This is a genomic window from Streptomyces sp. NPDC051976 (assembly GCF_040680795.1).
Taxonomy (GTDB): Bacteria; Actinomycetota; Actinomycetes; order Streptomycetales; family Streptomycetaceae; genus Actinacidiphila.
In genome coordinates this window covers 68,453-95,243 of record NZ_JBFAXL010000027.1, presented here as the reverse complement: position 1 = coordinate 95,243, position 26,791 = coordinate 68,453, and the positions used below count along the sequence as shown (strand labels likewise).

Annotated in this window: 24 protein-coding genes; 15 read left to right on the top strand and 9 right to left on the bottom strand. The window is 69.9% G+C overall.

Annotated features, from left to right (window positions below; genetic code table 11):
* The first annotated feature begins 3 nt into the window (after positions 1 to 3).
* Positions 4 to 747, top strand: a complete 744-nt coding sequence (locus tag AB0M29_RS25320) for a DeoR/GlpR family DNA-binding transcription regulator (protein ID WP_365386322.1) — start codon at positions 4 to 6, stop codon at positions 745 to 747.
* A 149-nt stretch (positions 748 to 896) separates the two neighbouring features.
* Here AB0M29_RS25320 and AB0M29_RS25315 read toward each other — a convergent pair whose 3' ends face one another.
* Positions 897 to 1,628 (bottom strand): TetR/AcrR family transcriptional regulator, encoded by a 732-nt coding sequence (locus tag AB0M29_RS25315; protein WP_365386320.1) that lies wholly within the window; start codon positions 1,626 to 1,628, stop codon positions 897 to 899.
* A gap of 63 nt (positions 1,629 to 1,691) precedes the next feature.
* Between AB0M29_RS25315 and AB0M29_RS25310 the strand changes: the two genes are divergently transcribed.
* From AB0M29_RS25310 to AB0M29_RS25275, 8 genes are all read left to right on the top strand, one after another.
* Positions 1,692 to 3,164, top strand: a complete 1,473-nt coding sequence (locus tag AB0M29_RS25310) for a hypothetical protein (protein WP_365386319.1) — start codon at positions 1,692 to 1,694, stop codon at positions 3,162 to 3,164.
* A gap of 63 nt (positions 3,165 to 3,227) precedes the next feature.
* The gene (locus tag AB0M29_RS25305; protein WP_365386317.1) at positions 3,228 to 4,127 is read left to right on the top strand and encodes a virginiamycin B lyase; all 900 of its coding nucleotides are present in this window, start codon (positions 3,228 to 3,230) and stop codon (positions 4,125 to 4,127) included.
* Between the two features lie 111 nt (positions 4,128 to 4,238).
* Positions 4,239 to 4,772, top strand: coding sequence for a DUF4262 domain-containing protein (locus tag AB0M29_RS25300; protein WP_365386315.1), 534 nt, complete (start codon positions 4,239 to 4,241; stop codon positions 4,770 to 4,772).
* A 195-nt stretch (positions 4,773 to 4,967) separates the two neighbouring features.
* Entirely contained in the window at positions 4,968 to 5,756 is a 789-nt protein-coding gene (locus tag AB0M29_RS25295) for an HAD-IIA family hydrolase (RefSeq protein WP_365386313.1), read from the top strand.
* Between the two features lie 214 nt (positions 5,757 to 5,970).
* Positions 5,971 to 6,912, top strand: coding sequence for a DUF5996 family protein (locus AB0M29_RS25290; RefSeq protein ID WP_365386311.1), 942 nt, complete (start codon positions 5,971 to 5,973; stop codon positions 6,910 to 6,912).
* A gap of 108 nt (positions 6,913 to 7,020) precedes the next feature.
* A complete protein-coding gene (locus tag AB0M29_RS25285; protein ID WP_365386309.1) occupies positions 7,021 to 7,524 on the top strand; it encodes a MarR family transcriptional regulator in 504 nt (167 codons plus the stop codon).
* Positions 7,525 to 7,636: 112 nt separating this feature from the next.
* Positions 7,637 to 8,164, top strand: a complete 528-nt coding sequence (locus AB0M29_RS25280) for a YceI family protein (RefSeq protein WP_365386306.1) — start codon at positions 7,637 to 7,639, stop codon at positions 8,162 to 8,164.
* 28 nt (positions 8,165 to 8,192) lie between these two features.
* A complete protein-coding gene (locus AB0M29_RS25275; protein ID WP_365386304.1) occupies positions 8,193 to 8,756 on the top strand; it encodes an NADPH-dependent FMN reductase in 564 nt (187 codons plus the stop codon).
* A 39-nt stretch (positions 8,757 to 8,795) separates the two neighbouring features.
* Here AB0M29_RS25275 and AB0M29_RS25270 read toward each other — a convergent pair whose 3' ends face one another.
* Both AB0M29_RS25270 and AB0M29_RS25265 read right to left on the bottom strand, forming a co-directional pair.
* Complete coding sequence (locus AB0M29_RS25270; protein ID WP_365386302.1) at positions 8,796 to 9,479, bottom strand: response regulator transcription factor; 684 nt, start codon at positions 9,477 to 9,479, stop codon at positions 8,796 to 8,798.
* Positions 9,476 to 10,675: a sensor histidine kinase gene (locus AB0M29_RS25265; RefSeq protein WP_365386300.1), complete on the bottom strand. Its 1,200-nt coding sequence runs from the start codon at positions 10,673 to 10,675 to the stop codon at positions 9,476 to 9,478. Before AB0M29_RS25265 ends, AB0M29_RS25270 begins: the two co-directional genes overlap by 4 nt.
* Positions 10,676 to 10,818: 143 nt before the next feature.
* On the opposite strand from AB0M29_RS25265, the gene AB0M29_RS25260 reads away from it, so the two are divergent.
* Both AB0M29_RS25260 and AB0M29_RS25255 read left to right on the top strand, forming a co-directional pair.
* Positions 10,819 to 11,565: an ABC transporter ATP-binding protein gene (locus AB0M29_RS25260; protein WP_365386297.1), complete on the top strand. Its 747-nt coding sequence runs from the start codon at positions 10,819 to 10,821 to the stop codon at positions 11,563 to 11,565.
* 145 nt (positions 11,566 to 11,710) lie between these two features.
* Positions 11,711 to 14,065, top strand: a complete 2,355-nt coding sequence (locus AB0M29_RS25255; RefSeq protein ID WP_365386295.1) for an FtsX-like permease family protein — start codon at positions 11,711 to 11,713, stop codon at positions 14,063 to 14,065.
* Positions 14,066 to 14,229: 164 nt separating this feature from the next.
* Here the strand turns inward: AB0M29_RS25255 and AB0M29_RS25250 are convergent, their stop codons facing one another.
* Both AB0M29_RS25250 and AB0M29_RS25245 read right to left on the bottom strand, forming a co-directional pair.
* The gene (locus AB0M29_RS25250) at positions 14,230 to 16,614 is read right to left on the bottom strand and encodes a LuxR C-terminal-related transcriptional regulator (RefSeq protein ID WP_365386294.1); all 2,385 of its coding nucleotides are present in this window, start codon (positions 16,612 to 16,614) and stop codon (positions 14,230 to 14,232) included.
* 288 nt (positions 16,615 to 16,902) lie between these two features.
* Positions 16,903 to 17,721: an intradiol ring-cleavage dioxygenase gene (locus AB0M29_RS25245; protein ID WP_365386291.1), complete on the bottom strand. Its 819-nt coding sequence runs from the start codon at positions 17,719 to 17,721 to the stop codon at positions 16,903 to 16,905.
* A 190-nt stretch (positions 17,722 to 17,911) separates the two neighbouring features.
* Here AB0M29_RS25245 and AB0M29_RS25240 point away from each other — a divergent pair, with 190 nt between their 5' ends.
* Positions 17,912 to 18,295 carry a VOC family protein gene (locus tag AB0M29_RS25240; RefSeq protein WP_365386290.1) on the top strand — a complete coding sequence of 128 codons (384 nt, stop codon included), beginning with the start codon at positions 17,912 to 17,914 and terminating at the stop codon, positions 18,293 to 18,295.
* Positions 18,296 to 18,379: 84 nt separating this feature from the next.
* Here AB0M29_RS25240 and AB0M29_RS25235 read toward each other — a convergent pair whose 3' ends face one another.
* Entirely contained in the window at positions 18,380 to 19,411 is a 1,032-nt protein-coding gene (locus AB0M29_RS25235; RefSeq protein WP_365386289.1) for an aldo/keto reductase, read from the bottom strand.
* Positions 19,412 to 19,515: 104 nt separating this feature from the next.
* Between AB0M29_RS25235 and AB0M29_RS25230 the strand changes: the two genes are divergently transcribed.
* Together AB0M29_RS25230 and AB0M29_RS25225 are read left to right on the top strand one after the other, a co-directional pair.
* Positions 19,516 to 20,403, top strand: a complete 888-nt coding sequence (locus AB0M29_RS25230; RefSeq protein ID WP_365386288.1) for a LysR family transcriptional regulator — start codon at positions 19,516 to 19,518, stop codon at positions 20,401 to 20,403.
* Between the two features lie 161 nt (positions 20,404 to 20,564).
* Entirely contained in the window at positions 20,565 to 21,392 is an 828-nt protein-coding gene (locus AB0M29_RS25225) for a ZIP family metal transporter (RefSeq protein WP_365386285.1), read from the top strand.
* Positions 21,393 to 21,469: 77 nt separating this feature from the next.
* Here the strand turns inward: AB0M29_RS25225 and htpX are convergent, their stop codons facing one another.
* The 3 genes from htpX to AB0M29_RS25210 all read right to left on the bottom strand — a co-directional run bounded on the left by htpX (position 21,470) and on the right by AB0M29_RS25210 (position 24,772).
* Positions 21,470 to 22,372: a zinc metalloprotease HtpX gene (htpX, locus tag AB0M29_RS25220; protein ID WP_365386283.1), complete on the bottom strand. Its 903-nt coding sequence runs from the start codon at positions 22,370 to 22,372 to the stop codon at positions 21,470 to 21,472.
* A gap of 118 nt (positions 22,373 to 22,490) precedes the next feature.
* Positions 22,491 to 23,960, bottom strand: coding sequence for an APC family permease (locus AB0M29_RS25215; RefSeq protein ID WP_365386280.1), 1,470 nt, complete (start codon positions 23,958 to 23,960; stop codon positions 22,491 to 22,493).
* 77 nt (positions 23,961 to 24,037) lie between these two features.
* A complete protein-coding gene (locus tag AB0M29_RS25210; RefSeq protein WP_365386278.1) occupies positions 24,038 to 24,772 on the bottom strand; it encodes an FCD domain-containing protein in 735 nt (244 codons plus the stop codon).
* A 622-nt stretch (positions 24,773 to 25,394) separates the two neighbouring features.
* Between AB0M29_RS25210 and AB0M29_RS25205 the strand changes: the two genes are divergently transcribed.
* Positions 25,395 to 26,741: an amino acid permease gene (locus AB0M29_RS25205; RefSeq protein ID WP_365386383.1), complete on the top strand. Its 1,347-nt coding sequence runs from the start codon at positions 25,395 to 25,397 to the stop codon at positions 26,739 to 26,741.
* Positions 26,742 to 26,791 lie beyond the last annotated feature (50 nt).

The window sequence follows — 26,791 nt, the reverse complement described above, 5'->3', positions numbered from 1 at the left end:
CAGATGATCCTCGACCGCGTGCTCGAACGCGACACGGTGACGATCAAGGAGCTCGCCGACGAGTTCCACCTCACCGAGATGTCGTTGCGCCGGGACATCAACGCACTGGCAGAGGCAGGCCAGGTCGCCCGGGTCCGTGGTGGAGCCACACGCCCTCGTACGGCTGTGACGCCCAAGCGCTACCAGGACGTCGAGCAGCGCAACGCCACCGCCAAGGCCCGGATCGCCCGCGCCGCCACCAATCTGCTGGACGACGCGGTCACCGCGTTCTTCTACTCGGGCTCCACCGTCGCCCGAGTCGCGGAGGCACTCAACGAGGAACAACGGCGCAATCTCACCGTCGTCACCTCGTCGCTGCCGGTGATCAACACCGTGAGCAGCTGGGACTCGCCGCATCTCGTCGCGGTCGGCGGACTCTACCTCCCCGCGTACATGGCCTTCGTCGGACCACAAGCGGTGGATTCACTGCGTCAGATCAGCGCAGACGTGGCCGTCGTCGGGTGCGACGGGCTCAGCGCCGCGGAAGGGCTGACGACCCCGCACCAGTTCGTCGCCGAGATCGGAGCCGTACTGATCGAACGCGCCCGCCGCACCATCGTCGTCGCGGATTCCTCGAAGATCGGTCGGCGGGGATTCACCTCGATCGCGCCCAGCGGTGCCGTCGACTGCCTGGTCACCGACTCCGCCGCCGACGCGAACGAACTCGCCGCACTCCGCGAGACCGGGGTGGAAGTCCGCGTCGTCTGACCCAGCGGGCGAGCGAGCGCTGGTGGTGTGACGATTGGGCGGGGCCCGAGGGCCCTGGGGTCTATGGGTGGGGGCTCCTGACCAGCAGCGCCAAGACGATCAGTCGCCTTCAGCATCGCGGAGGGTGGCTGTGCGCTCCTGCGGGGGCTCTACCGTCTCAGGCGGGCCTCGATGCCGTCGAGAAAGAACGTCAGGCTGATCTCGAACTGCTCGTCCATGTCGGGTCCCGAAGGGTCACCCATCCAGCGCGCGAGGAGCTCGTGTCCTCCTTGTTCCGCCAGTTGCCGGGCTGCGGTGATGGCTTGGGCGAGTTGTTCCGGGGTCTCGAGGCCGAGTCGGAGCTGCATCGCGTGCTCCTCGGCCACCTGCTGTGCGTTGCCGAGGATGTGGCGGTCGAGGAGTGCGGCGTAGGCGACGGCTTGGCCCAGTTCGGCGCCCTGGCCCTGCAGGAGGCGCAGCAGGAATTCGGTGCGGCGCATCATGTGCGGGCCCAGTGGGGGCCGCGTGGGGGCAAGTTGGGCGTACCACAGGTGCCGTTTGACCATGGACCAGGTCTGCGTGGCCACCGCCCGTAGATCGGCTCGCCAGTCCGGCCCAGGCTGCGAGGGTAGCGGGATCTCAGCGGTCGCGGCGTCGAGCATCAGGTCGATGAGCCCGTCCTTGCTCATGACGTGGCGGTAGAGCGCCATGGGCGTGTACGGGCCCAGCCGTCGAGCCACTGCGGACATGGTCAGGGCTTGGGCGCCACCCTCGTCGGCGACCGCCATGCCTGCCCGCACGATGACCTCGCGCTCCAGAGGGCTCGCTCTGCGTTGGGGGGCGGGCTGGGCCCAGATCAGCGGCACGGCAGGCTGCCCGGCCGCTTGCAGGGACTCGTCCATGGAATTAGTATACATGATCAGCACGAGTTTATGGCATATATGCAGTGGTCAGGAGAGAGTGTTATGCAGCGGGAAGCGGTGCCGCCGGGGATCCGGCTGGGCATCTGCAGGGGGATCAGCTACGGCTTGTTCGGGAAGCCGGATTCCTTCGCGCGGCAGGTCCGGATGCTGGGTGGGTCGCTGGTGCGGGTCTACGTGTACTGGGAGCAGGTGGAGCCGGAGCCCGGGCGTGACGACTGGACGACGGTGGATGCGATCCTCGACCAGGTGGATCCCGCGGTGGAGACCTGGATCACGGTCTGCTCCAGCTCGTCATGGGCGACGCGGACCGCGTCGAGGTTCTTGCCGTCGTCCCCGGCGAACGACGCATCGCGGTACGCGCAGTTCGTCGATCGCCTGGTGACCCGCTGCCGGGGCCGGGTCGCGTACTGGCAGTGCAACAACGAACCCAGCAACACCGGCCTGCTCTGGAACGGCACCGCACCGGAGTACGCGGCGCAGCTGGCGACCTTCGCCCGTACCGTGCGGCAGGCCGACCCCGCGGCCCGTGTGGTCCTGGGCGGTTGCGGTTACGACGTGCTGGCCAGCCCGCCCGACAGCCAGGCCCGTGCGTTCTTCGACCACGTGGTGGACCAGGCCCGTGACGACTACGACCTGTTCTGCGTGAACCTGTACGGCGACCCGCACGACATCCCCGCCTACGTCGAAGACGCCCGGGCGATGATGCGCCGCCACGGATACGAGCGACCGGTGATCGCAGGCGAATACAACGGACCCACACTCTTCGAATTCCCCGACGCCCAGGGAGCGTTCCAGCATGCGATGGTCGCGGCCTTCACCGCCCCGGCCGGGGACTCGGAGGCGGAGCCGCCGGACCGCCGCACCATGCGCGCACTGTATGAGCAGGCGGAGCAACTGCCGGACCCGCTGCGGATGTTCCTCGAGGACTGCCCTCCCGAACTCGCAGCCCGCCGAGATCGCATCAACTGCCGCCAGATCGTCACACGGAACATCCTGGCCCTGGCCGCCGGTGTCAGCCGCACGGTGTGCTGGAACCTCGCCCCCGAGATCCCCGGCTACCACGACCGGCTCAACATGATGGGATTCCTCTTCGGCAAACTGGCACTGCTCGACTACGACGGAACGGAACTGGGCGTCCGGCACCCGTCAGCAGAGACCTTCGCTCTGCTGGCCGCACAACTGGACGGAGCCACGCGAGTACGCCGCCTCGCGACCTCGGACCGTCCCGGCCTCTACCTCTTCGAGGTGGAACGACACGGCCGCGGCGCCCTCCACGTCGTCTGGGCCGATGGCGACGTTCTCACCGGCGAGGAACAGCCCGGCACTCCTGTCGACCTTCCTTGGCCGCACGAGGACGCTCATGCCATCGATGCCTTCGCCAGGCCGGTGCCCCTGGAACGCAGCGGCGCAGTGATCCGCCTGCCCATCTCGGTGACCCCGGTCTTCGTGTCCGCCGACCCGACACCGACCCAGACCTGGGCAGACCCCGTCCCAGCCAGCGTTTTCAGCGGGTAACAGCGCCCCGGTCAGTGCTCCCCCATCCCGCACCTCTTCCGCCACCATCCAAGGAACCCGTTCATGGCACATGGTCACACCGTTTCGATCACGGAATTCTCCGTCGCCGATCACCAGGCCGGGCCCTATGGAGTCACCGCCGGGCCAGACGGTGCCCTGTGGTTCACCATGGTCCATCACGGACGGATCGGCCGGCTCACACCCGACGGCGACTGCACCTCCTACCCACTCGAACCGGCCTCCAGCGGGCCGTCGATCATCGTGGCAGGGCCCGATGACGCGATGTGGTTCACCGAGTTCCGCGGCGACCGCATCGGCCGCATCACGACAGCCGGAGACGTCTCCTCCTTCCCGCTGCCGACCCCGAGTGCCGGGCCGTTCGGTATCGCGACAGGCCCCGATGACGCACTGTGGTTCACGGAATCCGGCGCCGACTCCATCGGCCGCATCACGACCGACGGTCGCGTCACCGAGTTCCCCCTTCCCCTCACAGGGGCCTTCCCGTCCGCTATCACCGCAGGTCCTGACGACCGGCTCTGGTTCACGATGAATCAGGCAAACGCGATTGGAGCTATCGACGACAACGGCGCTGTCACCGTCCATGCGTTGCCGAAGCCTGACAGCGCTCCGGTCGGCATCACCACCGGTTCCGACGGCGCCCTGTGGTTCGTCGAGATCGGAACCAGTCAGATCGGGCGGATCACCCCTGACGGCAGGATCAAGGAATTCCCCTTGCCCGACCCCGACTCACGCCCGCACGCGATTGCTGCCGGCGCCGACGGAAGCTGCTGGTTCACCGAGTGGGGAACCAACCGCATCGGACGCATCACCCCCGACGGCACTATCGACGAACACGATCTGCCCACCCCTTTCGCGGAACCCCATGGCATCACCATGGGACCGGACGGCGCGATGTGGACCGCTCTTGAGGTCGGGAAGATCGCACGCCTGGTCATACACTGAGGCGCGGGGCCGAGAATGGCCGCGGGTACGCGACACGCTGACGCGCAAGGGCTGGAAGGTCGACTCCTCCGCGCACTCCGGCGGCCGGTTCCCTCCCCTAAGCTCACAGCCATGCCCACCGGTCACGCCGCCTGCCACTGCGTTGTCTGCCAGGACATCAGCGACCTGGACTCCCGCACCCAGTCGTCCATCGACGTCATCCATCAGCACGGCTGGCAAGTCACGGGGATTCCGGCAGACGACCAGGGACCCGGCTGGGCCTACACCATCGGTCTGTGGCACACCCACCGAATACCCGAACTGGCAATGTTCGGCCTGGACATCCGCTCCATGCCCACAGTCCTCAACGACCTCGGCCAGCGAGCCGTCGCAGGACAACCCCTGGAAGCAGAACAACAAAGGACCGACGTCGCAAGTGTCCCCGTCGTTCTCAAGTCCGTTGACTACCGCTGGTACAAGGCGTTCTTCGGCGCCGCGATCGGCTACTACCGCAAGCCGCCGTTCCCATTCCTCCAGGTGGTCTGGCCCAACCGCGACGGCGCCTACCCCTGGCAGCCCGGTGGGGAAGACCTCCTGGCCCGCCAACCCCGCCTTGACCTGCGCCCCGACCAACACCCCGTCGGGGTATGGACGCAAGACCTGTGAACGGACGGCCTCCACCCCGACGGGGACACTGACGCCATGACGCGATTGGGCAGTTCGGCGTAGATGTGGGTGCCGTCTGCGTCGGTGATGTCGACGACGACGCTGGTCCATTTCTCGGTGGGGATCGCGACGAGGTGGCGTGTCCGGACGCGCGGGTTGCCGTGCCGACGGGGGTTCGCCGGATACGGTCGGCTCATGGCAAGGATCGGCGCTGTTCTCATCGACATCGACGGAGTACTCACGGTTTCGTGGAAAGCTCTGCCCGGCACCGTCGAGGCCATGCACCTGCTCCGCGAGGCGTCCATCCCCCTGATGCTGCTCACCAACACGACCTCGCGCACCCGGGCATCCATCGCGGCCCTGCTGGCCGAGGCCGGGTTCCCCGTGACCGCCGGGGACATCCTCACCGCTCCCGCCGCTACGGCCGCATACCTCGCTGAACACTGCCCCGGAGCCCGGTGCCTGCTGCTCAATAGCGGTGACATCCACGAAGACCTGCGGGGTATCACCCTGGTAGCTCCGGACGGCCCGGACGCCGACGTGGTCGTGGTCGGAGGCGCCGGGCCGGAATTCGACTACGACAGCCTGAACCGAGCCTTCGGCCACCTCCAGCGAGGCGCCCGGCTCGTGGCCATGCACCACAACCTGTACTGGCGCACACAGGGGGGACTGCAGCTGGACGCCGGTGCCTTCCTGACCGGGCTGGAACAGGCCGCCCACGTCACGGCGGAGGTGACCGGCAAGCCCGCGAAGGCGTTCTTCGCCACCGCCCTCGCGCATCTGGGCGTGGACGCCACACAGGCGCTGATGGTGGGCGACGACATCGAGACCGATGTCCTCGCCGCGCAGCACCACGGGCTGGCCGGGGCTTTGGTGCGAACCGGAAAGTTTCTTCCGGAGACACTCCGAGCCGCTTCCGGCGCCCCAGACCACGTTCTGGACTCCTTCGCGGACCTGCCCGCCCTGCTTGGGCTCCCGACGTGACTGATCCCTCCGGCACCGATCAGCTGTCGCGTGTGTCGTCCCGCTCCAGATAGCCGATCGTCTGGCTCATCGCCCGGTCACGCGAGATGCGGCGTCACGAGCGGCCGCCTACCGTGGAACTCGGGAAGGGTGCGGCTGAACGGGAGTGTGTTCGGCGGCCACGCGCCGTTCGTCCGATCAGTGCGGCGCGCCGATACGAAGGTAGGGACGCGCGGTGGATCTGCTGCCCCCGATTCCGCTGGCGGAGTGGAAAGACTCCAAGGAGACGTTGCACCGGTTCACGCAGGTCGTCGGCAAGATCCGACTTGCGAGCAGTCCGCGGCGCAACCACTGGTGGAATGTCCCGTTCCACCTCACCGGGCGGGGCATCACCACCCGGCCGATGGGCGGCGTCGACGGGAGTCCGATCTTCACGATCGACTTCGACTTCGTCGACCACCGGCTGACGGTGTCCTCCCTCGATGGCCTGACGGCTTCGTTCCCACTGGCCGGGCATTCCGTCTCGTCGTTCTACCGCGCGACGCTCGACGCTCTCGGCACGGTCGGGGCGGCGGTGACCATTGCGCACCCGTACCCCTTCGGTCTGCCCGACGAGCACCGGCGGTTCGCCGACGACACCGAACACGCCTCCTACGACCCGTTCTGGGTCAACCGCTACTGGCAGGTGCTCAGCCAGGTCAACCTGGTGCTGGAGGAGTTCTCCGCCGGGTTCTCGGGGAAGGTCAGCCCAGTGCACCACTTCTGGCACACCTTCGACATCGCGGTCAGCCGGTTCTCCGACCGCGTGGTCGACCAGGAGGCGAGCGTCGACCCGGTGACCCGTGAGGCGTACTCGCGAGAAGTCATCAGTTCCGGCTTCTGGTTCGGCGACGATGCCTTCCCTCGGCCGACCTTCTACTCCTACGCCGCACCAGAGCCCGACGGACTGGCCGACAGCCCTCTGCACCCCGCCGACGCGCGGTGGATCGACCGAGGCGGTAGCCACCTGGCCACATTGGACTACGACGTCGCCCGTAACAGTCCCACGCCCAGAGACGCCATCCTCGACTTCTACGAGTCCGTGTACCGTGCCGCGGCCGACCGCGACGGCTGGAACATCGGACGCCGAGCCTGCCCCGGAGGCATCACGGACCCGCTGACGTCAGCCACGCAGTGATCGATTGCAACTGACCGTGTGACGTGAAGACTCAAGTGATGCCGTCCACCGGAGGAACCCAGGACTGACCCCATGTCTTCCGCACAGTGCGGCTGATACGCTCGCAGCGTGACCCCCCAGGACGAGGCGCCCGAGGCGCCGGAAGACGAGCAGGCGCACCTGTGGCTCACCCCCGGCGAGCTGACCTCCTGGCTGTCGGTGGTCCGGCTGATGACCCGCCTGCCGTGGGCCATCGACGCGCAGCTGCAGCGCGACGCCGACCTGACCATGGTCGAGTACATGACCCTGGCCATACTGTCCGAGTCCCCCGAGTGGACCCTGCGCATGAGCGTGCTCGCGGAGAACACCAGCACGTCGCTGTCGCGACTGTCGCACATGGTCAAGCGGCTGGAGAACCGCGGCTACGTCCGCCGCGAGCCCGATCCGGCGGACGGACGCTTCACCAACGCCATCCTCCTCCCCCACGGCATGGACAAGCTCGAGTCCGCCGCCCCGGCGCATGTGGCCTACGTCCGCGACCTGGTCGTGGACAACCTCTCCGGCGAGCGTCTGCGCCGCCTCGGCCAGGACGCGGACCGCATCCTGCAGCGGATCGACTCGCCCGCGCGCTGACGCCATCGCCGCCCAGCTCGGCCACGACCGGCCGCCGCCCCTCACTTCACTTGAGCATTCAAGCCAAGAGGAGTAGGGTATGACTTGAAGGCTCAAGTTATTGGAGGTCGCCATGACCACCGCAACACCCGCGCCGGGACAGTACGCCATCGACGTCCCCCGCTCCGAGATCACCTTCACCACCACGCACATGTTCGGACTCGGCACCGTGCGCGGCAGCTTCCGGCTGCGCGGCGGTACGGTCTCCCTCGCCGAGCCGCTCACCGGCAGCCGGGTGGACGCCGTCGCCGACGCGGCCAGCTTCGACACCGGCAACACCAACCGGGACCGCCAGGTCCTGTCCAAGACACTGCTCGACACCACCGGCTACCCCGACATCGAGTTCACCTCGACCGGGGCGGAACAGGACGAGGCCGGCGCCTGGGCCCTCCCGGGCCAGCTGACCGCGCACGGTGTCCGCGCGCCTGTCACCTTCACCGTGGCAAGGGCCGAGGTCGACGGCGACGAGATCACCGTAGAAGCCACCGCGACCGTCGACCGCTATTCCCACGGTGTCACCAAGCTCAAAGGCATGGCCGGACGCCGCCTGCGGCTGACCGCGACCGTCCGCGCCCGCCGCACCGACAGCGGCCCCGCCTGACGGCACGGCCGCGGAAGGAGCGCACATCATGAGCACTCTCAAGATCGCCGTCATCCTCGGCAGCACTCGCCCCGGCCGCAACGGCAAGGCGGTCGCCGACTGGGTCATCGACCGCGCCGGCGCCCGGACCGCCGCCGAGTACGAACTGGTCGACCTCGCCGACTGGCCGCTGCCCTTCATGGACGAGCCGGTGCCACCATCCATGGGCCGGTACCAGGGCGAGCACACCAAGGCATGGGCGGCCAAGGTCGCCGCGTTCGACGGCTATGTCTTCGTCACTCCGGAGTACAACCACTCGATCCCCGGCGTGCTGAAGAACGCGATCGACTTCGCCTACGCCGAGTGGAACAACAAGGCCGCCGCCTTCGTCTCCTACGGCACCGTCGGCGGCATCCGCGCCGCCGAACACCTGCGCACCATCGCCACCGCGGTCCAACTCGCCCACACCCACCAGCAGCTGGCCTTCTCGCTGTTCAGCGACTTCGAGAACCTCTCGCTCTTCAAGCCCGCCGAACACCACGACGCCGCGGCCACCCAACTCTTCGACGAGCTCGAAGCATGGTCCACGGCAATGAAGACACTGCGCCACTGAGCTCGCGCCATCCTGAACGGGCTGGTCGCCCCGTCTGCCCTACCGTCTACGCGGCACGAGCCCGGTTTCGAACGCGATGATCGCCAGGTGGACGCGGTCCCGAGCTTCGAGCTTGGCGAACAGACGCGCGACATGGGTCTTCGCGGTCGCCGCGCTGATCACCAGCCGCTCGGCTATCTCCGTGTTCGACAGTCCCTGTCCGACCAGTGCCAGCACCTCGCGCTCCCGGTCGGTGATCCCCGCGAGGGCACTCGAGTCCGCGGCGGGCCCGGCGTCCGGTTCGGGGGCCGCGGGGCCGGGCGTTCCGGCGAAGTCCGCGATCAGCCGTCGGGTCACGCTCGGCGCGATCAGCGCGTCGCCCGCGGCCACCACGCGGATCGCCTCCAGGATCGCGTCCAGGGCCATGCTTTTGAGCAGGAATCCGCTGGCTCCGGCGCGCAGTGCGCCGTAGACGTACTCGTCGTCGTCGAAGGTCGTCAGCACCAGGATCTTGGGCGGGTCCGGCTCGGCGGTCGCCTGTCGGGTCGCCTCGATCCCGTCCATGCCCGGCATCCGGATGTCCATCACCACGACGTCCGGCCGCAGTTCACGTACCAGGCGTACCGCCTCGCGGCCGTCGCCGGCCTCGCCGACCACCTCCAGGTCGTCGGTGTCGCCGATCAGGATCGCGAGCCCGACCAGCATCAGCGGCTGGTCGTCGACCAGCAGCACCCGTACGCTCATGCCGGGAGGCTCGCCGTCACCCGGAATCCGCCCTCCGGACGCCGGCCCGCGCTGAACTGGCCGGACAGCAACGTCACCCGCTCGCGCATGCCGAGCAGGCCGAAGCCGCTGCCCCCGGCCCCCGCCGCGAACCTCGGACGGCCCGGCCCGCCGGGACTGTCGTCCCCGTCGTCCACCACCTCGATCCTCACTCCTGTCGGCTCGTATCCGACCGCGACCCGGCATGTCCGCGCCCCGGAATGCCGCACCACGTTCGTCACCGACTCCTGGATGATCCGGAACGCCGACAGTTCGATCTCCGGCGGCAGTGGACGCTGCTCGCCCTGCCAGGTGAGGTGGACTCGCACCCCGGCGCCGGCCGTGCGTTCGGCGAGCTGCGGGACGTCGGCCAGGCTGCCGGCCGGCGCCAGCGGAGCGGCCTGCGGCATGGCGTCGTCCGGCTCGGCGCGGCGGAGCGCCCCGAGCATGCGCTGCAGCTCCAGCAGCGTCTCCCGGCTGGTGGTCTCGATGCCGCGCAGCGCCTGCCGCGTCTGCTCGGGTTTGGTTTCCACGACCCGTGCCGCCGCTCCCGACAGCACCGTGATGATCCCGATGCTGTGCGCGACGCTGTCGTGCAGCTCGCGGGCGATCCGCAGCCGCTCAGCCATGACGACGCGGGCCGCGGTCTGCTCGTGCAGCGCTTCGAGGTATTCACGGCGTTTGCGGTACACGCCCCCGAAGACCCACGCGACCGCGAACCACAAGGCGAACTGCCCGGCCCACTGGGCCGCGCCGCTGACGGACTGCCCGTGGACGTGGACGTCGTTGACGAACACGGCCGCGACGCCCGCGACGGAGCCGACGGCGGCAGCCGTCGGCCGCCGGGCGGCGAGGTTCCCGCTCAAGACGACGAGCAGGATGAGCACGATCAAGGGCCGCGCGCCGAAAAGGTCGCCGAGGACCGCTTCGCCCAGGACCGCCGCGAAGACGGCCGCCGGCAGACGGCGCACCAGCAGGACCGGCAGGGCGAGCACGACGCACAGACCTATCGCCGGGAAGTGCCCGAGGGCGGGGAACCGGAACAGGCTGTGGTTGGGGCTCGGCGTCGTCAGGGGGAGCATCAGCGCGTACAAGCAGGCGGCGGCGAGCACCCCGGCCCGTGACATCAGCCAGGTCACACGCTTCGATGTCGACAGACGCTGGAGAAGCTGTTCCATACGCCAGATCGTATGCAGTGGCGTCGGCTCCGCGCGTCGCCCCGGGGATGTACGCCGGATACACCCCCGGGGCGATGGCCTGGGAAGAGGTGACATCCGCCGGCCGACGCGGTGGATCGTGGTCCGTTCCTAGGTTCATGGTCATGACGAATGCACCGATGATCGATCTTCGCGACACGACAAAGAAGTACGACGACGGCCCGCCCGCACTGGCCGGCGTCACCCTGTCCGTGGCGGCTGGTGAGTGCGTGGCGGTCCTCGGCCACTCCGGCAGTGGCAAGTCCACGCTGCTGAACCTGATCGCGGGTCTGGACAAGCCTTCCAGTGGCACCGTGACCGTCGACGGCACCCGCGTCGACCAGCTCGGCGAGGCCGGTTCGGCGAAGTACCGCCGGGCCTCCATCGGGATGATCTTCCAGTTCTTCAACCTCCTTGACGACCTGACCGTGTTGGACAACGTCATGGTTCCGGCGCAGCTGGCCGGGATGGGCAAGGGCGAAGCGAAGCGGCGGGCCGTCGAGCTGCTCGGCTCGCTGGGCATCGACCGGGATGTCAGGGCCTATCCGCAGCGGCTGTCCGGCGGGCAACGGCAGCGGGTGGCGGTGGCCAGGGCCCTGATGAACAAGCCGGCGCTGCTGCTGGCCGATGAGCCGACCGGCGCTCTGGACTCGGGCTCGGCCGAGGACGTGCGCGAGCTACTGCTGGACCTGAACAGCGAGGGCCAGACCATCCTGCTGGTCACCCACGACGTGCAGCTGGCCGCGAGCACCGCGCGCCGCACGATCGAGTTGGTGGACGGCGCGGTCGAGCGGGACGTCATCAACGACGGCAGCGGTGCCGGCCTGGCCGCCCGCACGCTGCTGACCCGTCCGGCGGGAGAGGCCCGATGACCCTGCGCAAGCCGCCGATGTCCCGGCGCGTCTTCGAGGTCGGCTTCCGGGCCGTGGCCCGCCTGCTGCCGGCGGTGAGCCGGTGAGCGCCCTGGGCAAGGTCGTACGTTCCGGCGTGGGCCGCCGTCGGGTCCAGTCCCTCGTCATGGCGCTGACAACGTTCGCCGCGGTGACGTCCTCGGTACTCTCCCTCGGTCTGCTTGCTGTCGTGCAGGCCCCGTTCGAGCACGCTTTCAGCGCTCGGAACGGGGCGCACCTGGCGGTCCAGTTCGATGGTTCGAAGGTCACGGCCGCGCAGGCCGCCGCCACCGCTCACGCCGCCGGCGTCACCGAGGCGGCCGGGCCCTACCCGGTCGCCGCCGCCCTGGACACGACGATCGGCAGGGACTGCTCCAAGAAGGAGTGGGCCGGTCACGACAACGGACCCATCACCGTCACCACCCGGCCCGACCTGGGCAGCACCTCCGGGATGGACCAACTGGCGCTGACCCAGGGGCGCTGGCCGACGGGCCCGGGCGAGATCGCCCTGCCGGGGCAGCACTACGCCACCGCCTGCTTCGGCGACTCGGTGGTGTTCTCCTCCCTGCCGGGCAAGCCGTCGTACAAGGTCGTCGGCTTCGCCGACTCGGTGACCAGCAGCGCGACCGCCTTCGCCACCGCCGACGGTTTCGCGCGGCTCACGGCCGCCGGTGCCACGTCCGACGAGCAGATGCTCTACCGGTTCGCCAAGGCCGGGACCGCCGCCGACATCGCCGCCGACAAGCAGGCGGTGGCCGCCGCCGCGCCGGTCGGCGCGGTCGAGGGCGGACAGTCGTACCTGACCGCGGAGCAGCAGGCGACCGGCAACGCCAAAGCCTACGTGCCGTTCCTGATCGGCTTCGGGATCCTCGGGCTGTTCATGTCGGTGCTGATCATCTCGATCGTGGTCAGCGGGGCTGTGGCCTCGGGAATCCGGCGCATCGGGATTCTGAAGTCGTTGGGCTTCACCCCTTCGCAGGTGGCCCGCGCCTACACCGCGCAGGCCATGATCCCGGCGACGTTCGGCCTGGTGCTCGGGACGGTTTTCGGCAACCTCCTGGCCGTGCCGATCCTGGGCGGTGCCACCCAGCAACTCGGCGCGGCCAGTACGGCCAGTGCCACGATCCCGGTGTGGGTCAGCATCGTGGTGCCGCTCGGCACCCTGCTGATCGTCGGCGTCACGGCTTTGGTCCCGGCGCTGCGGGCCGGCCGGATGCCGACGGTGCGGGCTCTGGTGGTCGGCCGCGCCCCCAAAGCCGGGGGCGGTCAGGCGGCGCAGCGTCTGGCCTCGCGGCTGCCGCTGCCCCGGGCCATGTCGTTGGGGCTGGCCCAGCCGTTCGCCCGGCCGGCCCGGGCCGTACTGGTCGGTGCGGCGGTGCTGTTCGGCGTGGTGAGTGTCACGTTCGCGGTGGGGCTGGAGACCGGGTTCAACACGTACCTGGACGCCAGCACCTCAGGCTTCAACGTCGCGTCGGAGTTCGTGGAACCCACAGCCGACGTGGGCGTGCCCTGGGGTCTCTACGGCCCCAACGACCCGCGCAACCCACACCTGGACGCCGCCAAGGTGGCCGCCGCGCTCGCCAAGACCCCGGGCACGAAGGCCGCGTTCGGCTGGGGCGAAAGCGGCGCGACCATGGTCGGCGCCCCGCCCGGCGGCGAACCGGCGAAGGTGTTCACCATCACCGGCGACTTCTCCTGGACGCACATGGAGCTGCTGTCCGGCCGCTGGTACTCGGCGCCCCGCGAGGCCGTGGTCGGCGACAAGCTGGCCACGGCGGTGGGGATCCACGTCGGTGACGACGTCACCGTGGTGCAGCAGAACAAGCAACTGTCGTTGAAGGTCGTCGGCATCAACTTCGACACCAACGTGGGCGACTACACGGTCATGACGGACGCGGCCACCTTCACCGCCGCCGGTCTGACCCCGCACATCGACCAGTTCAACGTCGAGCTGGCCGACAACGTCAGCGGATCGGACTGGTCCACCTCGGCCGCCGCCGCGCTGACCCCGCTGAGCGCCTCGGTCCAGCCGAACAACGATGGGGGCAAGAACATCGTGGTGATCACCATGGGCGCCCTGGTGGCCACGCTCACGCTGATGCTGATCGCGGTCGCCGCGCTCGGGGTGCTGAGCACGGTGGTGCAGGACACCCGGGAGCGCGTCCATGATCTGGGGATCCTCAAGGCCCTCGGGATGACACCCAAGCAGACCGTCGCGATGGTCCTGACCTCGGTGACACTCACCGGTCTGATCGCCGGGTTGATCGGGGTCCCGCTCGGGGTCGCGGTGGAGAAGGCGACGCTGACCCCGATGGGGAACGCGATCGGCCGCCACCTGCCGCCGAGCGTGACCCACACCTACACCGCCGGGCTGCTCCTCCCCCTGCTGGCCGGCGGGATCGTGATCGCCCTGCTCGGGGCACTGCTGCCGGCCACCTGGGCGGCCCGGTCGCGGACCGCCACCGCGCTGCGGACCGAGTAGGGCCGAGCGGGACGGAGCAGAGCCGCTGGTCGCCCGCGGCAAAGCGGTACTGGGCACTGCCCTCACGCACCACGGCGCGGCAAGAACGCCAATGCCGGCCTCCCCCGGTCGATACCCGCGGGAGGTCGGCATTCCAGCGTTTTACCCGCCGGCTCACCTCTCCGTTACGCATCCCGCCGCCCCAGGTCCCCCCGTTCCCCGGCCCCGTCAGCCACCCACACGGCGATCTGCGTGCGCGACCGCAGGCCGAGCTTGTCGCGGACCTTGTCCAGGTGCGTGGCCACCGTCCGCATCGAAAGGCTGAGCCGGTGCGCGATCTGACGGTTGGTGAGGCCCTCGGCGACCAGTTCGGCGACCATGAGCTCCCTTCCGGTGAGCGTGGACAGACCGTCCGCGCCCGGGCCCGCGCCACTCCCCCGACCGCCGCCGCGTTCCCGCAGGGCGTACGCGACGAGCCCGTCCCAGCGCTGCCGACGGCCGCTTCTGACGGCCGCGTCCCGCGCGTCCCCCGACAGCCGCTTTCTCGTACGCGCCGCCGACTCCGCCACCCTGCTCCGCCAGGGCGCCTCGGGTTCGCTCTCCAACCGGCGGCGGGCCTGGGCGCATCCCTCGTGCAGCCTCAGGGCTCGCGGGAATTCGCCCCGCTCAGCCGCCACGATGGCCAGGCCCTCCATGGGGTACACGGCGTGGTGGCCGGCTCGCGGAACGATCCTCAGCACCTCGGCGAACTGCGCCTCCGCGCGCTCCAGATCTCCGAGAACCAGCCGCACGGTGCCCGCGGTGTGCAGTGCGGCCGCCACTTGGGGCCAGGGGGCATGCTTCTTGAGCACCGGCAGACAGTGCGACATCAGCTTGTCGGCCTCGTGCTCCCCGCCTGCCTGGAGCAGCGCCCAGGCCAGATGATGGGTGCACCACGCGGTGTCGTGGGGATCGCCGAGGGCGGCGACGATATCCAGGCACTCGCGCAGGTCCGCGACGGCTGCGGAGGATTCGCCGCGGCACAGGTGTGCCGCGGCCCGTGCGTCCAGGGCGTTGGCCAGGCCCGGGGGGTGACTGCGCGCGCGTTCCATGGCCACAGCCTGATCGCCCAGGCGCACAGCTTCCGCCAGGTCCGCCTGCTCGCAGGCCGCGCGCGAGGCGAGCGCCGGCACCGAGCCGCCGAGCGCGCGGACGTCGGGGTCCTCCAGAAGCGGCGTCAGCAACGTACGAGCGGCGGACGGCTGCTCCTGCTGGTATCGCACGCGTGCCAGTTCCAGTGTGAGCCGGAGGTGCGCCATGTCGTCGCGTCCGCCGGTGTGGGCGAGGGCCACCGCGAGATTGTCCCGTTCCGCCGCCAGGGGACGGCTGGCGTGGTCGGCGAAGACCTCATCGCGGGCTCGGTCCGCCACCGTACTCATCCAGTCGAGGGCCCGTTGCCAGGTGGCGTCCAGCTCCCCGGAGGCGGCCAGCCGCTCCGCGGCGTACGCGCGGACGGCAGCGAGTTGCCGGAACCGTGCGTGCGGTGCCTCTCCCGGCAGCCGCACGATCAGGGACTTGGCTTCCAGGGCACACAGGAGAGGGAGGATCGGGTGCGGCGCGAGGGCGTCGGCGGCGCAGACCGCTTGCGCCGCGGCCGCGTCGAACCCGCCGGCAAGGACCGACAGGCGCCGGAAGACCGCCTGCTCGGCCGGACCGAGCAAGCGGTGGCTCCAGTCGATCGCCGCGGCCAGCTCGCGATGTCGCCCGGGCCCGGTCCGGCTGCCGTCAGTGAGGAGTGACAGCCGGTCGTCCAGTCCCGCCAGGATGTCGCTCAGCGGCAGGGTACCGGCCCGGCGTGCCGCCAGTTCGATGGCGAGCGTCAGACCGTCGAGCCTGCGGCAGATCTCGGCGACGGTACGGCCGTTGCCACGGTGCAGATCGAGTCCGGGCACGACGGCCGAGGCACGCTCCACGAACAGCCGGACCGCGTCGGACCGCAGGAGCGCGAGCGGGTCGTCCTCGCTGCCGGCCGACGGCAGCGACAGCTCGCCGACCCGGAACACGACCTCGCCGGGAACCCGCAGCGGCTCTCGGCTGGTGGCCAGGATCCGCAGTTGGGGGCACCGGCTCAGCAGGAACGCGGCCAGGCGGGCGCAGGGCTCCGCCAGATGTTCGCAGTTGTCCAGGATCAACAGCCGGGGAGCGTCGCCGATCGCATGGGCGACGACGTCCGCGCCGGTGCGTCCCGCCCGCTCGCCCACGGCCAGCGCGGCGGCCACGGTCTGCGCGAGGAGCGCGCCGTCGTGCAGCGAATCGAGTTCGACCAGGTCGGCCCGGCCGTCGCTGCCAGGAAGCCTCTTCGCGAACTCCAGTGCCAACCGCGTCTTGCCGACACCACCGGTTCCCGTCAGTGTGACCAGCCGCGACGATCTCAGCAGGGCGCGCAGGCGCGTCAACTCATCTCTGCGGCCGACGAAGGAGTCGAGCGCACGTGGCAGGTCCCGGCCGGGAGCGTTCGGGAGAGCTGACGACACCTCGGGGGACGCCGTGGCGGCCGCGGACGCGCTGAGGGACGGCTTGGCAGGGACCACCGCGTCAGAAGCCGAAGCCTGTTGCGTCCCGCGGGGCTCCCCCCGTGTCGAGCGCCGGCGGTACGCGCGTTGCCGACATGCGCTGGAACAGTAGCGAGCCGGTCGGCCGCTGCGCGCCGTTCCGATCAGCTGCGCGCCGCATGACTCACACGTTTGGCTCCGGCTCATCCCCGATTCCTGGCCTCGACTTCCGGCGCGGAAACCTTGCCACGCGCAGGCGGCACAGGGCACACCGGTGGCGGCCGGGGCTGGGCGAGCGGGCCCCGGCCACCATTCAGGTGGAAGGAGTCAGGGGTTGACGCCGAGTACGACGGTGCCGATCACTCCCGCGCTGAGGTCGGTGCCCGTCTGGGTGACGGTCAGCAGGGTCGAGGAGCCGCCGTTGCGGTAGATGCCGTCCCGGGCGTTGAGCGTCCGGGTGGCCCTGTTCGTCCGGTAGGGGTTCAGGGCGGCGACCGAGGTGTTGTACGTCTCCGGGAAGTAGAGCTGGCCGGTGTGGGACACGTGGCCCCCCTGGTACTTCCCGCCCGAGACGGTGCCGCCGACATGCGTCTTGACGTGGATGTGTATGGCGCGCCCGACGTACCAGCCGGGGTAGACGGTGGTGAACTCCGCGACGCCGGCTGAGTCGGTCAGCTGCACGCCGCGCAGGAACGTCGTGTCCGGGGTGGAGCCGCCGGCAACGTACCCGGAGTAGACGCCCACCGCATCGCACTGCCAGACGTCGACCGCCGTGTTCGGCAGCGGGGAGCAGGTCGTGGCGTTGACCACCGTGATGCGCAACGAGAGCGGCACGCCCGGCTTGCCCTCGGTGATGTTCTCGCGGACGGTCTCCAGGTCGAGGTAGTAGGGACCCTCCGTCTGCTCGGGTGTCAGGACGCAGGCAGCGGCCAACGCGGTGGACGACCTGTCCGCGCCGTTCCGGGTCGCCGCCGGCGTCGCCTGCGCGACCGCGGGACCGGCCAGACTCACGGCGGCCAGTCCCAGGGTCGCGCCGCCCAACGAGGTGAGGACGGCTCGGCGGGTGGCGCCCGTCGTACGGTCGGTGCTCTCCGCACCGGATTCCGGCTGCGCCGGCTGGGGGCTGAGTGGGGGGGTATCAGTCATGGGTCGACTGTGGCCCGTGGGGGCAGTACCGCGGATCGACCACATGACCGGCGAGTTGGGCCCGTTACGAAACTCGAAAGCAGCGTCCTGGTCGAGCGCGACGCGGACACCGCAGCCTGACACCACGCGACCCTCGACAGACGCCGTTCACATCCACCACAAGAACGTGATCATGAGGCAAGGTGTCGAAATGAGATCACGAACCAGTGGCATGTGGTGGGGAACCTCGATCGAGGCGCCGGACCCCAGTGGCTTGGCGAAGTTCTACGCCGATCTCCTGGGCTGGCCCATCGGGCACGAGGAGCCGGGAACGGCCATCGTCGCCCCGTCTCCGCAGGGACCGTTCTTCGTGTTCCAGCAGGCAGACGGCTATCGGGCTCCGGTCTGGCCCCCGGCCGACGGGGACCAGCGCCCGATGATGCACTTCGACTTCCAGGTCGGCGACCTGGACTCGGCCGTCGCCGAAGCGGTCGCCCTGGGGGCAACCCTCGCGGAGCATCAGCCCCAGAAGAACGTCCGGGTGCTCTTCGACCCCGCCGGCCACCCCTTCTGCCTCTGCTTCGACGAGACATGACCAGCTGGTCCCGGCTCGTGGGCCCTCCTCCCGACGGGCCGCGTAGCGGCTCACACGTCGCCGCCAAGCAGCCTCGATCGCCCGTCAGTTGGACGGGCTCAGGGCGCGCGAGCGCTGCTGGACGCCCGGTGTGCCGTACGGGTAGTCGGACACGATCGGCGCGCTCACCTCGTTGAGCTGTGCCGTCTCCTTCTCCGACAGGTTCAGGTCGGCGGCGGCGAGGTTGTCGTCGAGCTGTTCGAGCGTACGTGCCCCGATGATCACCGACGTGACCGCGGGCCGGTCCGCGACCCAGGCCAGCGCCACCTGCGACAGGGACACGCCGCGTCCCTCGGCCACCTGCCGTACCGCGTCGATGACCTGCCAGGTGCGCTCCTGCGCGTTGCGCGGGCCGTATGCCTCCATGCCACGCCGCGGGTCCTCGCCGAGCCGGGTGGCGCCGGTCGGGCCCTGGTCGCGCAGGTACTTCCCCGTCAGCCAGCCACCGGCCAGCGGCGACCACGGCAGGATCCCGATGTTCTCGTTACGGCAGACGTCCACCAGCTCGAACTCGATGTCCCGGATCAGCAGGTTGTACTGGGGCTGAAGCGTCACGATCGGCGCGAGCCCGCGGAACTCCGCCAGCAGCGACGCCTTCTGCAGCTGCCAGCCGAGGAAGTTGCTGACGCCCGCGTACCGGATCTTGCCGGCGCGCACCGCGTCGTCGAAGAAGCCGAGCGTCTCCTCGATCGGAGTCAGCGGATCCCAGGCGTGCGCCTGGTAGAGGTCGATGGTCTCGACCCCGAGCCGCCGCAGGCTCGCGTCCAGAGCCCGGGAGAGGTGGACGCGCGTCAAACCGGCGTCGTTGGGCCCCTCGCCCATCGGGAAGCGTCCCTTCGTCGCGATGACGAGTTGGTTCCGCGCCCCCGGCCGGCCCGCCAGCCAGCGGCCGATGATCTCCTCCGACGTGCCGCGGGAGTAGACGTCGGCGGTGTCGACGAAGTTCCCGCCGCGCTCGACGAACCGGTCGAGCTGGGCGTGGGACACCTCCTCGCTGCTCTCCTTCCCGAATGTCATCGTGCCCAGGCACTGCGTGGACACCACCGTGCCGGTGCTGCCCAAAATGCGGTATTCCATCGGTCTGCCTCCAGCGTCGAGATCCGATTCCGAGTCTGATCGACACCTGATTAAGCTGTCCAACAGCGGAATCCGATGCCATTCAGCAGCGAGGGTGATGAATCATGGAGCTCCGGCAGCTCGAGTACTTCGTCGCCGTCGCCGAGGAGCGCCACTTCACGCGCGCCGCCAAGCGCCTGCACGTCGCGCAGTCCGGCCTGTCAGCCTCGATCCGGTCGCTCGAACGCGAGCTGCGTGCCGATCTGTTCGTGCGCAGTACCCGCCAGGTCGAGCTGACGCCCGCGGGCCGGGCCTTCCTGGCCGAGGCCCGGCGCGCACTGTCGGCGACCGACGCCGCACGGGACGCCGTGGCCGCCGTGCAAGGGCTGCTGCGCGGCAGTCTGGCCATCGGCTCGTTGCAGTGCCTGCACCACGTACACCTCCCGGCAGTGCTGGCCGGCTTCCTCGACGCCCACCCCGGACTGGAAGTCCGGCTCCGCCAGGGCGGATCCCGGGAACTGATCGACCAGGTACGCACCGGCCGGCTGGACATCGCGTTCGTATGCCGCCCGCCCCGGCACCCCGAGGGGCTCATCATCGAGCCACTGGCCGACGAGCCGCTCGTACTCGCCTGCGCACCGGGGCATCAGCTCGCCCACCGCGACGAGATCAAGCTCACCGACCTGCACGACGAACGCTTCGTGGACTTCCACCCCGACTGGGGCACCCGCGACCTGGCCGACACGGTGCTCGCCGACGCCGGAGTCGAGCGCCACGTCGCACTGGAGGTCACCGACGTGCACTCACTGCTCGACCTGGTAACCCACGGCCTGGGGGTGGCCCTCGTACCCCAGTCCTTCGCGGCCAAGACCGACCAGGCGCGATTCATCGCCCTGTCCGGCACCGTGCCGACATGGGAGACCGTCACCGTGACCAGCAATCCGACCAGCGCGGCCGCCACCGCGCTGCTGCGCGCGGTCCACCATGCCAAGAGCGGCCGAAGCGCGCGCTGATCGCACCCTTTCCCCGCGTCGGCGGCCTTGCGGCACGCGTCCACGCTGCGGGCGCTCGGCCGGGCACGGAAGTCTCAGGACTTGTTAGGCAAGCCTAAGCTCAACTAGGGTCTGACCCGCTTTGCCGTCCCCATGTTGCCCTCCGCTCGGAGCACACCCTCATGTCCTCGTCCCAGATCGCTCTGCTCGGTGCCATCGCCGGGTTCACCATCTACCTCGGCCTGCCCATAGGCAGACTCCAAAACCCCGCGCCCCGGCTGAGAGCCGGCCTCAACGCGGTCGCCATCGGCATCCTCATATTCCTGATCTGGGACGTCCTCAGCGCGGCCTGGGAGCCCACCGACGCCGCACTCAGCGACCACCACTGGGGCACCGCGTTCACCGGCGGCGCGGTACTGGCCGCCGGACTGGCGCTGGGACTTGCCGGACTCGTCTACTGGGACCGCTTCATCGCCCGCCGCAAGGCCCCGGCCCTCTCCGCCGGCCCCGGCGCCGCTGCGGCCAGCGAACTGGCTGCCCGGCCGACGCGCTCCACGGCCGGCAGCCTCGCGCTGATGATCGCCACCGGTATCGGCCTGCACAATTTCGCCGAGGGCCTCGCCATCGGCAACTCCGCCGCCACCGGCGAGATCTCCCTGGCCGTGCTGCTGATCATCGGATTCGGCCTGCACAACGCCACCGAAGGGTTCGGCATCGTCGCCCCGCTCGCGGCGGAAGGGGAACGCCCGTCCTGGGGCACCCTGGCCCTGCTCGGCCTCATCGGCGGCGGCCCCACCTGCGTCGGCACCCTGGTCGGCCAGCACCTGGTCAACGACGACCTGTCCATCGCCTTCCTGGGACTGGCCGCCGGCTCCATCCTCTACGTCGTCATCGAACTGCTCGCCGTCGCCCGCCGGGCCGCCCTCAAGGAACTCACCACCTGGATGATCCTCCTCGGCCTGCTGCTCGGCTTCGCGACCGACGGCGTCGTCACGGCCGCCGGCGTGTGACCTGGACTCCGGGCCCGGCGCAACCGGGCCCGGCGTTCGGCGCCGTCATGTCCGCGCCCCTCTGCGACGGCTGTTCGTCAGGAGTGCAGTCCGAGTTCCGTGGAGAGCTTCGCGAGGGCGTCCAGGCGGCGCTGGAGGCTTGGGTGGGTGGAGAACACGGTGGCCAGGGGTGATCCCTCTTTGAGGGCGGGCGTGAAGAAGAAGGCGTTGAAGGACTGGGCGGTGCGCAGGTCCTCGGTGGGAATGCGTGCGATGCCGCCGCTGACTTTGACCAGGGCGGAGGCGAGTTCGGAGGGGCGGCCGGTGAGGATGGCCGCGGAGCGGTCGGCGGCGAGTTCGCGGTAGCGGGACAGCGCCCGGAGCAGCAGGAAGCTGAGCGCGTACACCAGCGCGGAGACGGCCATGACGGCGGCGAGGAGCGCCGCGGTGTTCTGGTCGTTGCGCCGGCCGCCGAACAGCTCGGAGTAGAACGCGAACCGCACCAGCAGCCCGGCCAGCACCCCGAGGAAGGAGGCGACGGTGATGACCGCGACGTCCTTGTGCGCGACGTGGGACAGCTCGTGAGCCAGTACGCCCTCCAGCTCCCCCGGCTCCAGCCGGCGCAGCAGGCCGGTGGTCACGCACAGCACGGCGTGGTCGGCGTTGCGTCCCGTCGCGAACGCGTTCGGCAGATCCATCTCGGAGACGGCCACCTTGGGCTTGGGCATGTCGGCCAGCGCGCACAGCCGGTCGACCGTCCCGTGCAGGTGGGGCTGCTCGGCGGGGGTGACCTCGTGGGCGCGCATGGCGAACAGGGCGATCCGGTCCGAGAACCAGTACTGGGCGACCAGCATGGCGGCGACGATGACCACCACCAGCGCCACGGACTTCAGCAGGGCGATCAGCGCGGCGACGAATGCCACGTACACCAGGCCGAGCAGGAAGATCACCGCCACCATGCGGACGGTCAGCTCGCGGTCGGGAGCGAAGCGGGAGCGCATCGTCTCCTCATCTCCTCACTTCTCCCCCTCCTTCCAATGTGCCAGATCGCGGTGCCGATCGGGTGGTCGACGGCGACCACCATCTGAGCGGGCCGCGGCGGGCGCGCGCGGCGGACGCTCACTCGGCGTCGGCGACGATGGAGCCGACGCGTTCGGCCAGGGTCGGGTCGCGGCGGACCAGCAGCGTCGCGTAGCCGACAGCGCCGAGCAGCAGGCTCAGGGCGGCGTACGGGAACCAGTTGTAGGGCTCGGGCTGGCCGGGCTTGGCGAGGTAGTAGAGCGGGACCAGGATGACCAGCACGCCCAGTGCGGGCAGCACCAGGTGCCGGACCATGTGGAACTCCTGCGGCCGGTACCTGCGGTAGTACAGCGGCAGGGCGATGTTGGAGGCGAGGTAGACCAGGAGGATCAGGAGGGTGCCCAGGGTCGACGACTCGGTGAAGAAGACCACCGGGTCCATCGAGCCGCCGTGGTGCCCCAGGAGGTGGCCCAGGCCCCAGGCGCCGATGAGCAGCAGGGCGGTCACGGTGAACGTGACGATCGCGTTGGTCGGCGTGCGGCGGATCGGATGGACGTAGCCGAAGAAGGACGGGAGCAGTCCCTCGCGTCCGGCGTTGAACACCATACGGGCCTGGGAGTTGATGCCGGCGATCAGGACGCCGAGGGTCGAGGTCAGACCGCCCAGGTAGGCGGCGAAGGCCAGCGCGCCGAGGGTGCCGTGGGCGACGTCGATGAAGGGGATCTGGGCGGCGCCGAGCCGGTCCACGTCGTAGTGGAAGCCGGTGACGGTGGCGTAGGAGAAGAGCACGTAGCTCACCGACATGATCGCCACGGAGGTGAACACCGCGCGCCCGACGTTGCGCCGCGGGTTCTCCGTCTCTTCCGCCAGAGCCGCCGAGTTCTCCCAGCCGATGAAGAGGTACACCGCCAGCGGGAAGCCCGCGGCCAGGCCCTTGAAGCCGCGGCTGACGTGGCTGGGGAGGAACGGGTCGAGGGAGAGGTGGCCGCGGTTGTTGACGATCGCCGCGATCGAGACGACCACCAGCACCGCCATCTCGACGCCGAACAGATATCCGGCCCATCGGGTGGAGACCACCACCCCGCGCAGCATCAGCACCACCGAGCCTCCGGTGAGCAGCAGCGTCCAGATGATCCACGGCAGGTTCACGCCGGTGTAGTGGTGCAGGGTGATCTGTACGAATCCGCCGGAGATCGCGATGACGGACCCCATCGCGATGATGTAGCCGAGGGCCGCCAGCAGGGCCGTGGTCACCGCGCTGACCGGCCCGAAGGTCTTGCCGACGAAGGTGATGAAACTACCCGCCGAGGGGTGGGCCCGGGAGAACTGCGCCAGCGTGTTGCCGAGCAGCGCGACGGCTATGCCCGCGGCGACGATGGTCAACGGGGAGGCCACACCCGCCGTGGTGGCGAGGAAGGCGAAGCCGAAAAAGAAGCTCATGGCCGGGCCGACATTGGCCATGGTCGCGGCCGCGATGTCCGCCATGCCGAGGACGCCGCCGCGCAGTCGCTGCGGCGTGCCCGCGGCGGGGCTCGGCGTGGACGGCGGTCCGGCTCCGGGCTCTGGCATGGCGGCAGCTCCTTCTGCGGTGTGGCGGCGCTTCGCGGGCGAGGGGGTCTCAGCGCTCGGGTCGACCCGGCCGGGCCTCACCCCAGCCGGGCACGCTGGTGAGCCTTCGCCGCGCGCACGGCCGGGTCCGTCGCGCCTCGGCCGAGCTCGGCGAGCAGTTCGGCGTGACAGCGGTTCTGCTCCCGCACCGTCGCGGGTTCCGGCGGCGGCTGCAGCAGGCACAGCCGGCCGAGCAGGTCGGCGACGAACTCGCGGATCCCGGGGCTGCCGAGCGTCTCCGCGAGGTCCAGGTGGAAGCGGGCCTCCAGCTCGAGCAGTCGCGTCGGGTCGTCAGTCAGGTCCATCTCGGTGACCAGCGCCCGCAGCCCGTCCAGCCGCTCGGCCGGGACCTCGCCCGAGCCGTGCGCCACGAGGCCGCATTCGAGCAGAACATGGAATGCCTCCAGTGAGGCCGCCTCCTCCTCGCTGTGCATCAGGGCGACGACCGCGGCCCAGCCCGGCGCGATGAAGGTCCCGCCCGCGCGTCCGCGTCGGCGGTCGAGCAGCCCGTCCTGGCACATCCCCTCCAGTGCACGGCGGACGGTGATCTCGCCGATCCCCAGCTCCTCGGCGAGGACGCCGGTGTCCGGCAGCCGGTCGCCCGGCAGCAGGGTCGCCAGGCGTACACGCAGCGCGATCCGGGACCGTACGAGCTCGGCTCCACTCTGCCCGCCGCCGGGCAGGGCACGGGCGTGTCCTACCCCGATGACGGGTGCCGGCCGCTCGGGACCCGGCTGGTTGTAGGGCCCGAACTTGCCCGTTGCGTTCACCACGACGCCACCCTAACGGCCTGCTGAACGCGGTGGTGCGAGCAAGGGAAAGGGCTCGAAGGCCCAGGTCAAGTGGGCGAGGTGGACTGGTGTCGGCCGGGCGGGACAAGGCGATCGATCGCGGTCCTGGCGCAGGTCGGGGTGGGTGCGGGCGCGGGGGCGGCGTTGCGCATGAGCGCTCCCAGGGGGAGAGGGCGTCGGGCGGGTTCTCCGGGCTTCCCGGACAGCCCGCGCCGCGGGGCGGCGTCACCACGTGGGGAGGAGCGGACGAGGTGGCGCCGTGGTGCGGGAAAAATTAGAGCATCATGAACATTTAAACAAGCCCCGCCCGCGGCCATCTCGACACGGGAACCGGAAGGTCAGCGGGGTGCGGCCCGGCCGGAGCGGAGACCGGCCCGGGCGCCGCGGGGGAAACGGGCGATCCGATCCCCTTGTTTTTTCTGATCGTCGTGAACTATTTTCCTCGGCGTCACCCCCGGCCGGTGCCTCCCCCGCCCGCACCCACTCCCTGGATGTCGATATGACGATACGTCCCCCTCTTCCCGTCGCCGACCGTGTGGCCGAAGGCGAGAGCGCCACAGCGGAGTCCGGTCTCCAGGCCGGGCTCAAGAACCGCCATCTGTCGATGATCGCCATCGGCGGCGTCATCGGCGCCGGCCTCTTCGTCGGATCCGGATCCGGGATCGCCGCCGCCGGCCCCGGCATCCTGCTGTCGTACGCCCTCGTCGGCGTCCTGGTCGTCCTGGTCATGCGGATGCTCGGAGAGATGGCCTCGGCCAACCCGACCTCCGGATCGTTCTCCGCGTACGCGGACCGCGCCCTCGGCCGCTGGGCCGGATTCTCCATCGGCTGGCTGTACTGGTTCTTCTGGGTGGTGGTGCTCGCGGTCGAGGCGACCGCCGGTGCCAAGATCCTTCACGGCTGGATCCCGGCCGTCCCGCAGTGGTCGTGGGCGCTGATCGTGATGGCCGTGCTCACGGTCTCCAACCTCGCCTCGGTGGCCTCGTACGGAGAGTTCGAGTTCTGGTTCGCCGGGATCAAGGTCGTCGCCATCGCCGGATTCATCGGGGTGGGCCTGCTGGCGGTCCTCGGAATCCTGCCGGGCATCCACAGCGACACCGCCGGGCTGTCCAACCTGACCTCGCACGGCGGTTTCCTGCCGAACGGGCCCGGCAAGATCCTCACCGGTGTGCTGATGGTCGTCTTCTCCTTCATGGGCAGCGAGATCGTCACCCTCGCCGCCGCCGAGTCCAAGGACCCGCAGCGCGCGGTCACCCGGGCCACCAACAGCGTCATCTGGCGGATCGCCGTCTTCTACCTCGGCTCGATCTTCATCGTGCTGACCCTGCTGCCCTGGAACTCCACGTCCATCACGAAGGACGGCTCATACGTCGCCGCACTCGACTCGCTGGGCATCGCACACGCCGGCCAGGTCATGAACTTCATCGTCCTGACCTCCGTGCTGTCCTGTCTCAACTCCGGCCTCTACACCGCCTCCCGCATGGCCTTCTCGCTCGGCCGGCGCGGCGACGCCCCGGCCGCCTTCGGCCGTACGGCCCGTCAGGGCGTTCCGCAGACAGCGATCCTGGCCTCGGTGGTCTTCGGCTTCGTGGCGGTCTACTTCAACTACGCCTATCCCGACACGGTGTTCCTGTTCCTGCTCAACTCCTCCGGGGCGATCGCGCTGTTCGTGTGGCTGGTGATCTGCTGCTCGCAACTGCGGATGCGCAAGATCATCCAGGCGGAGTCGCCGGACAAGCTGGTCGTGCGGATGTGGCTCTACCCGTACCTGACCTGGGCGACCATCGGGCTCATCGTGTTCGTACTCGGCTACATGCTCACCGACACGGCGTCCGGCGGCGGGCGCGACCAAGTGGTGCTGTCGACACTGGTCGCGCTCGGCGTCGTGGGCATCGCGCTGCTTCGGCAGCGGTTCCAGAGCGGCCGGAAGGACTCCGTGACCTCGTCGTAGGTCCGAGAGCCCGGGATCGCTGAAACCGCCGCGGGCCACCGCCGCCGCCC

Excerpts from the sequence above, each read along its gene's own strand:
- AB0M29_RS25270 (WP_365386302.1), bottom strand. The coding sequence starts at position 9,479 with ATGAGCGTACGGGTGCTGCTGGTCGACGACCAGCCGCTGATGCTGGTC.
- AB0M29_RS25260 (WP_365386297.1), top strand. The coding sequence starts at position 10,819 with ATGACGAATGCACCGATGATCGATCTTCGCGACACGACAAAGAAGTAC.
- AB0M29_RS25310 (WP_365386319.1), top strand. The coding sequence starts at position 1,692 with ATGCAGCGGGAAGCGGTGCCGCCGGGGATCCGGCTGGGCATCTGCAGG.
- AB0M29_RS25320 (WP_365386322.1), top strand. The coding sequence starts at position 4 with ATGATCCTCGACCGCGTGCTCGAACGCGACACGGTGACGATCAAGGAG.
- AB0M29_RS25265 (WP_365386300.1), bottom strand. The coding sequence starts at position 10,675 with ATGGAACAGCTTCTCCAGCGTCTGTCGACATCGAAGCGTGTGACCTGG.
- AB0M29_RS25245 (WP_365386291.1), bottom strand. The coding sequence starts at position 17,721 with ATGACTGATACCCCCCCACTCAGCCCCCAGCCGGCGCAGCCGGAATCC.
- AB0M29_RS25315 (WP_365386320.1), bottom strand. The coding sequence starts at position 1,628 with ATGGACGAGTCCCTGCAAGCGGCCGGGCAGCCTGCCGTGCCGCTGATC.
- AB0M29_RS25225 (WP_365386285.1), top strand. The coding sequence starts at position 20,565 with ATGTCCTCGTCCCAGATCGCTCTGCTCGGTGCCATCGCCGGGTTCACC.
- AB0M29_RS25295 (WP_365386313.1), top strand. The coding sequence starts at position 4,968 with ATGGCAAGGATCGGCGCTGTTCTCATCGACATCGACGGAGTACTCACG.
- AB0M29_RS25240 (WP_365386290.1), top strand. The coding sequence starts at position 17,912 with ATGAGATCACGAACCAGTGGCATGTGGTGGGGAACCTCGATCGAGGCG.
- htpX (WP_365386283.1), bottom strand. The coding sequence starts at position 22,372 with ATGCGCTCCCGCTTCGCTCCCGACCGCGAGCTGACCGTCCGCATGGTG.
- AB0M29_RS25305 (WP_365386317.1), top strand. The coding sequence starts at position 3,228 with ATGGCACATGGTCACACCGTTTCGATCACGGAATTCTCCGTCGCCGAT.
- AB0M29_RS25230 (WP_365386288.1), top strand. The coding sequence starts at position 19,516 with ATGGAGCTCCGGCAGCTCGAGTACTTCGTCGCCGTCGCCGAGGAGCGC.
- AB0M29_RS25300 (WP_365386315.1), top strand. The coding sequence starts at position 4,239 with ATGCCCACCGGTCACGCCGCCTGCCACTGCGTTGTCTGCCAGGACATC.
- AB0M29_RS25280 (WP_365386306.1), top strand. The coding sequence starts at position 7,637 with ATGACCACCGCAACACCCGCGCCGGGACAGTACGCCATCGACGTCCCC.
- AB0M29_RS25275 (WP_365386304.1), top strand. The coding sequence starts at position 8,193 with ATGAGCACTCTCAAGATCGCCGTCATCCTCGGCAGCACTCGCCCCGGC.
- AB0M29_RS25235 (WP_365386289.1), bottom strand. The coding sequence starts at position 19,411 with ATGGAATACCGCATTTTGGGCAGCACCGGCACGGTGGTGTCCACGCAG.
- AB0M29_RS25215 (WP_365386280.1), bottom strand. The coding sequence starts at position 23,960 with ATGCCAGAGCCCGGAGCCGGACCGCCGTCCACGCCGAGCCCCGCCGCG.
- AB0M29_RS25255 (WP_365386295.1), top strand. The coding sequence starts at position 11,711 with ATGGCGCTGACAACGTTCGCCGCGGTGACGTCCTCGGTACTCTCCCTC.
- AB0M29_RS25205 (WP_365386383.1), top strand. The coding sequence starts at position 25,395 with ATGATCGCCATCGGCGGCGTCATCGGCGCCGGCCTCTTCGTCGGATCC.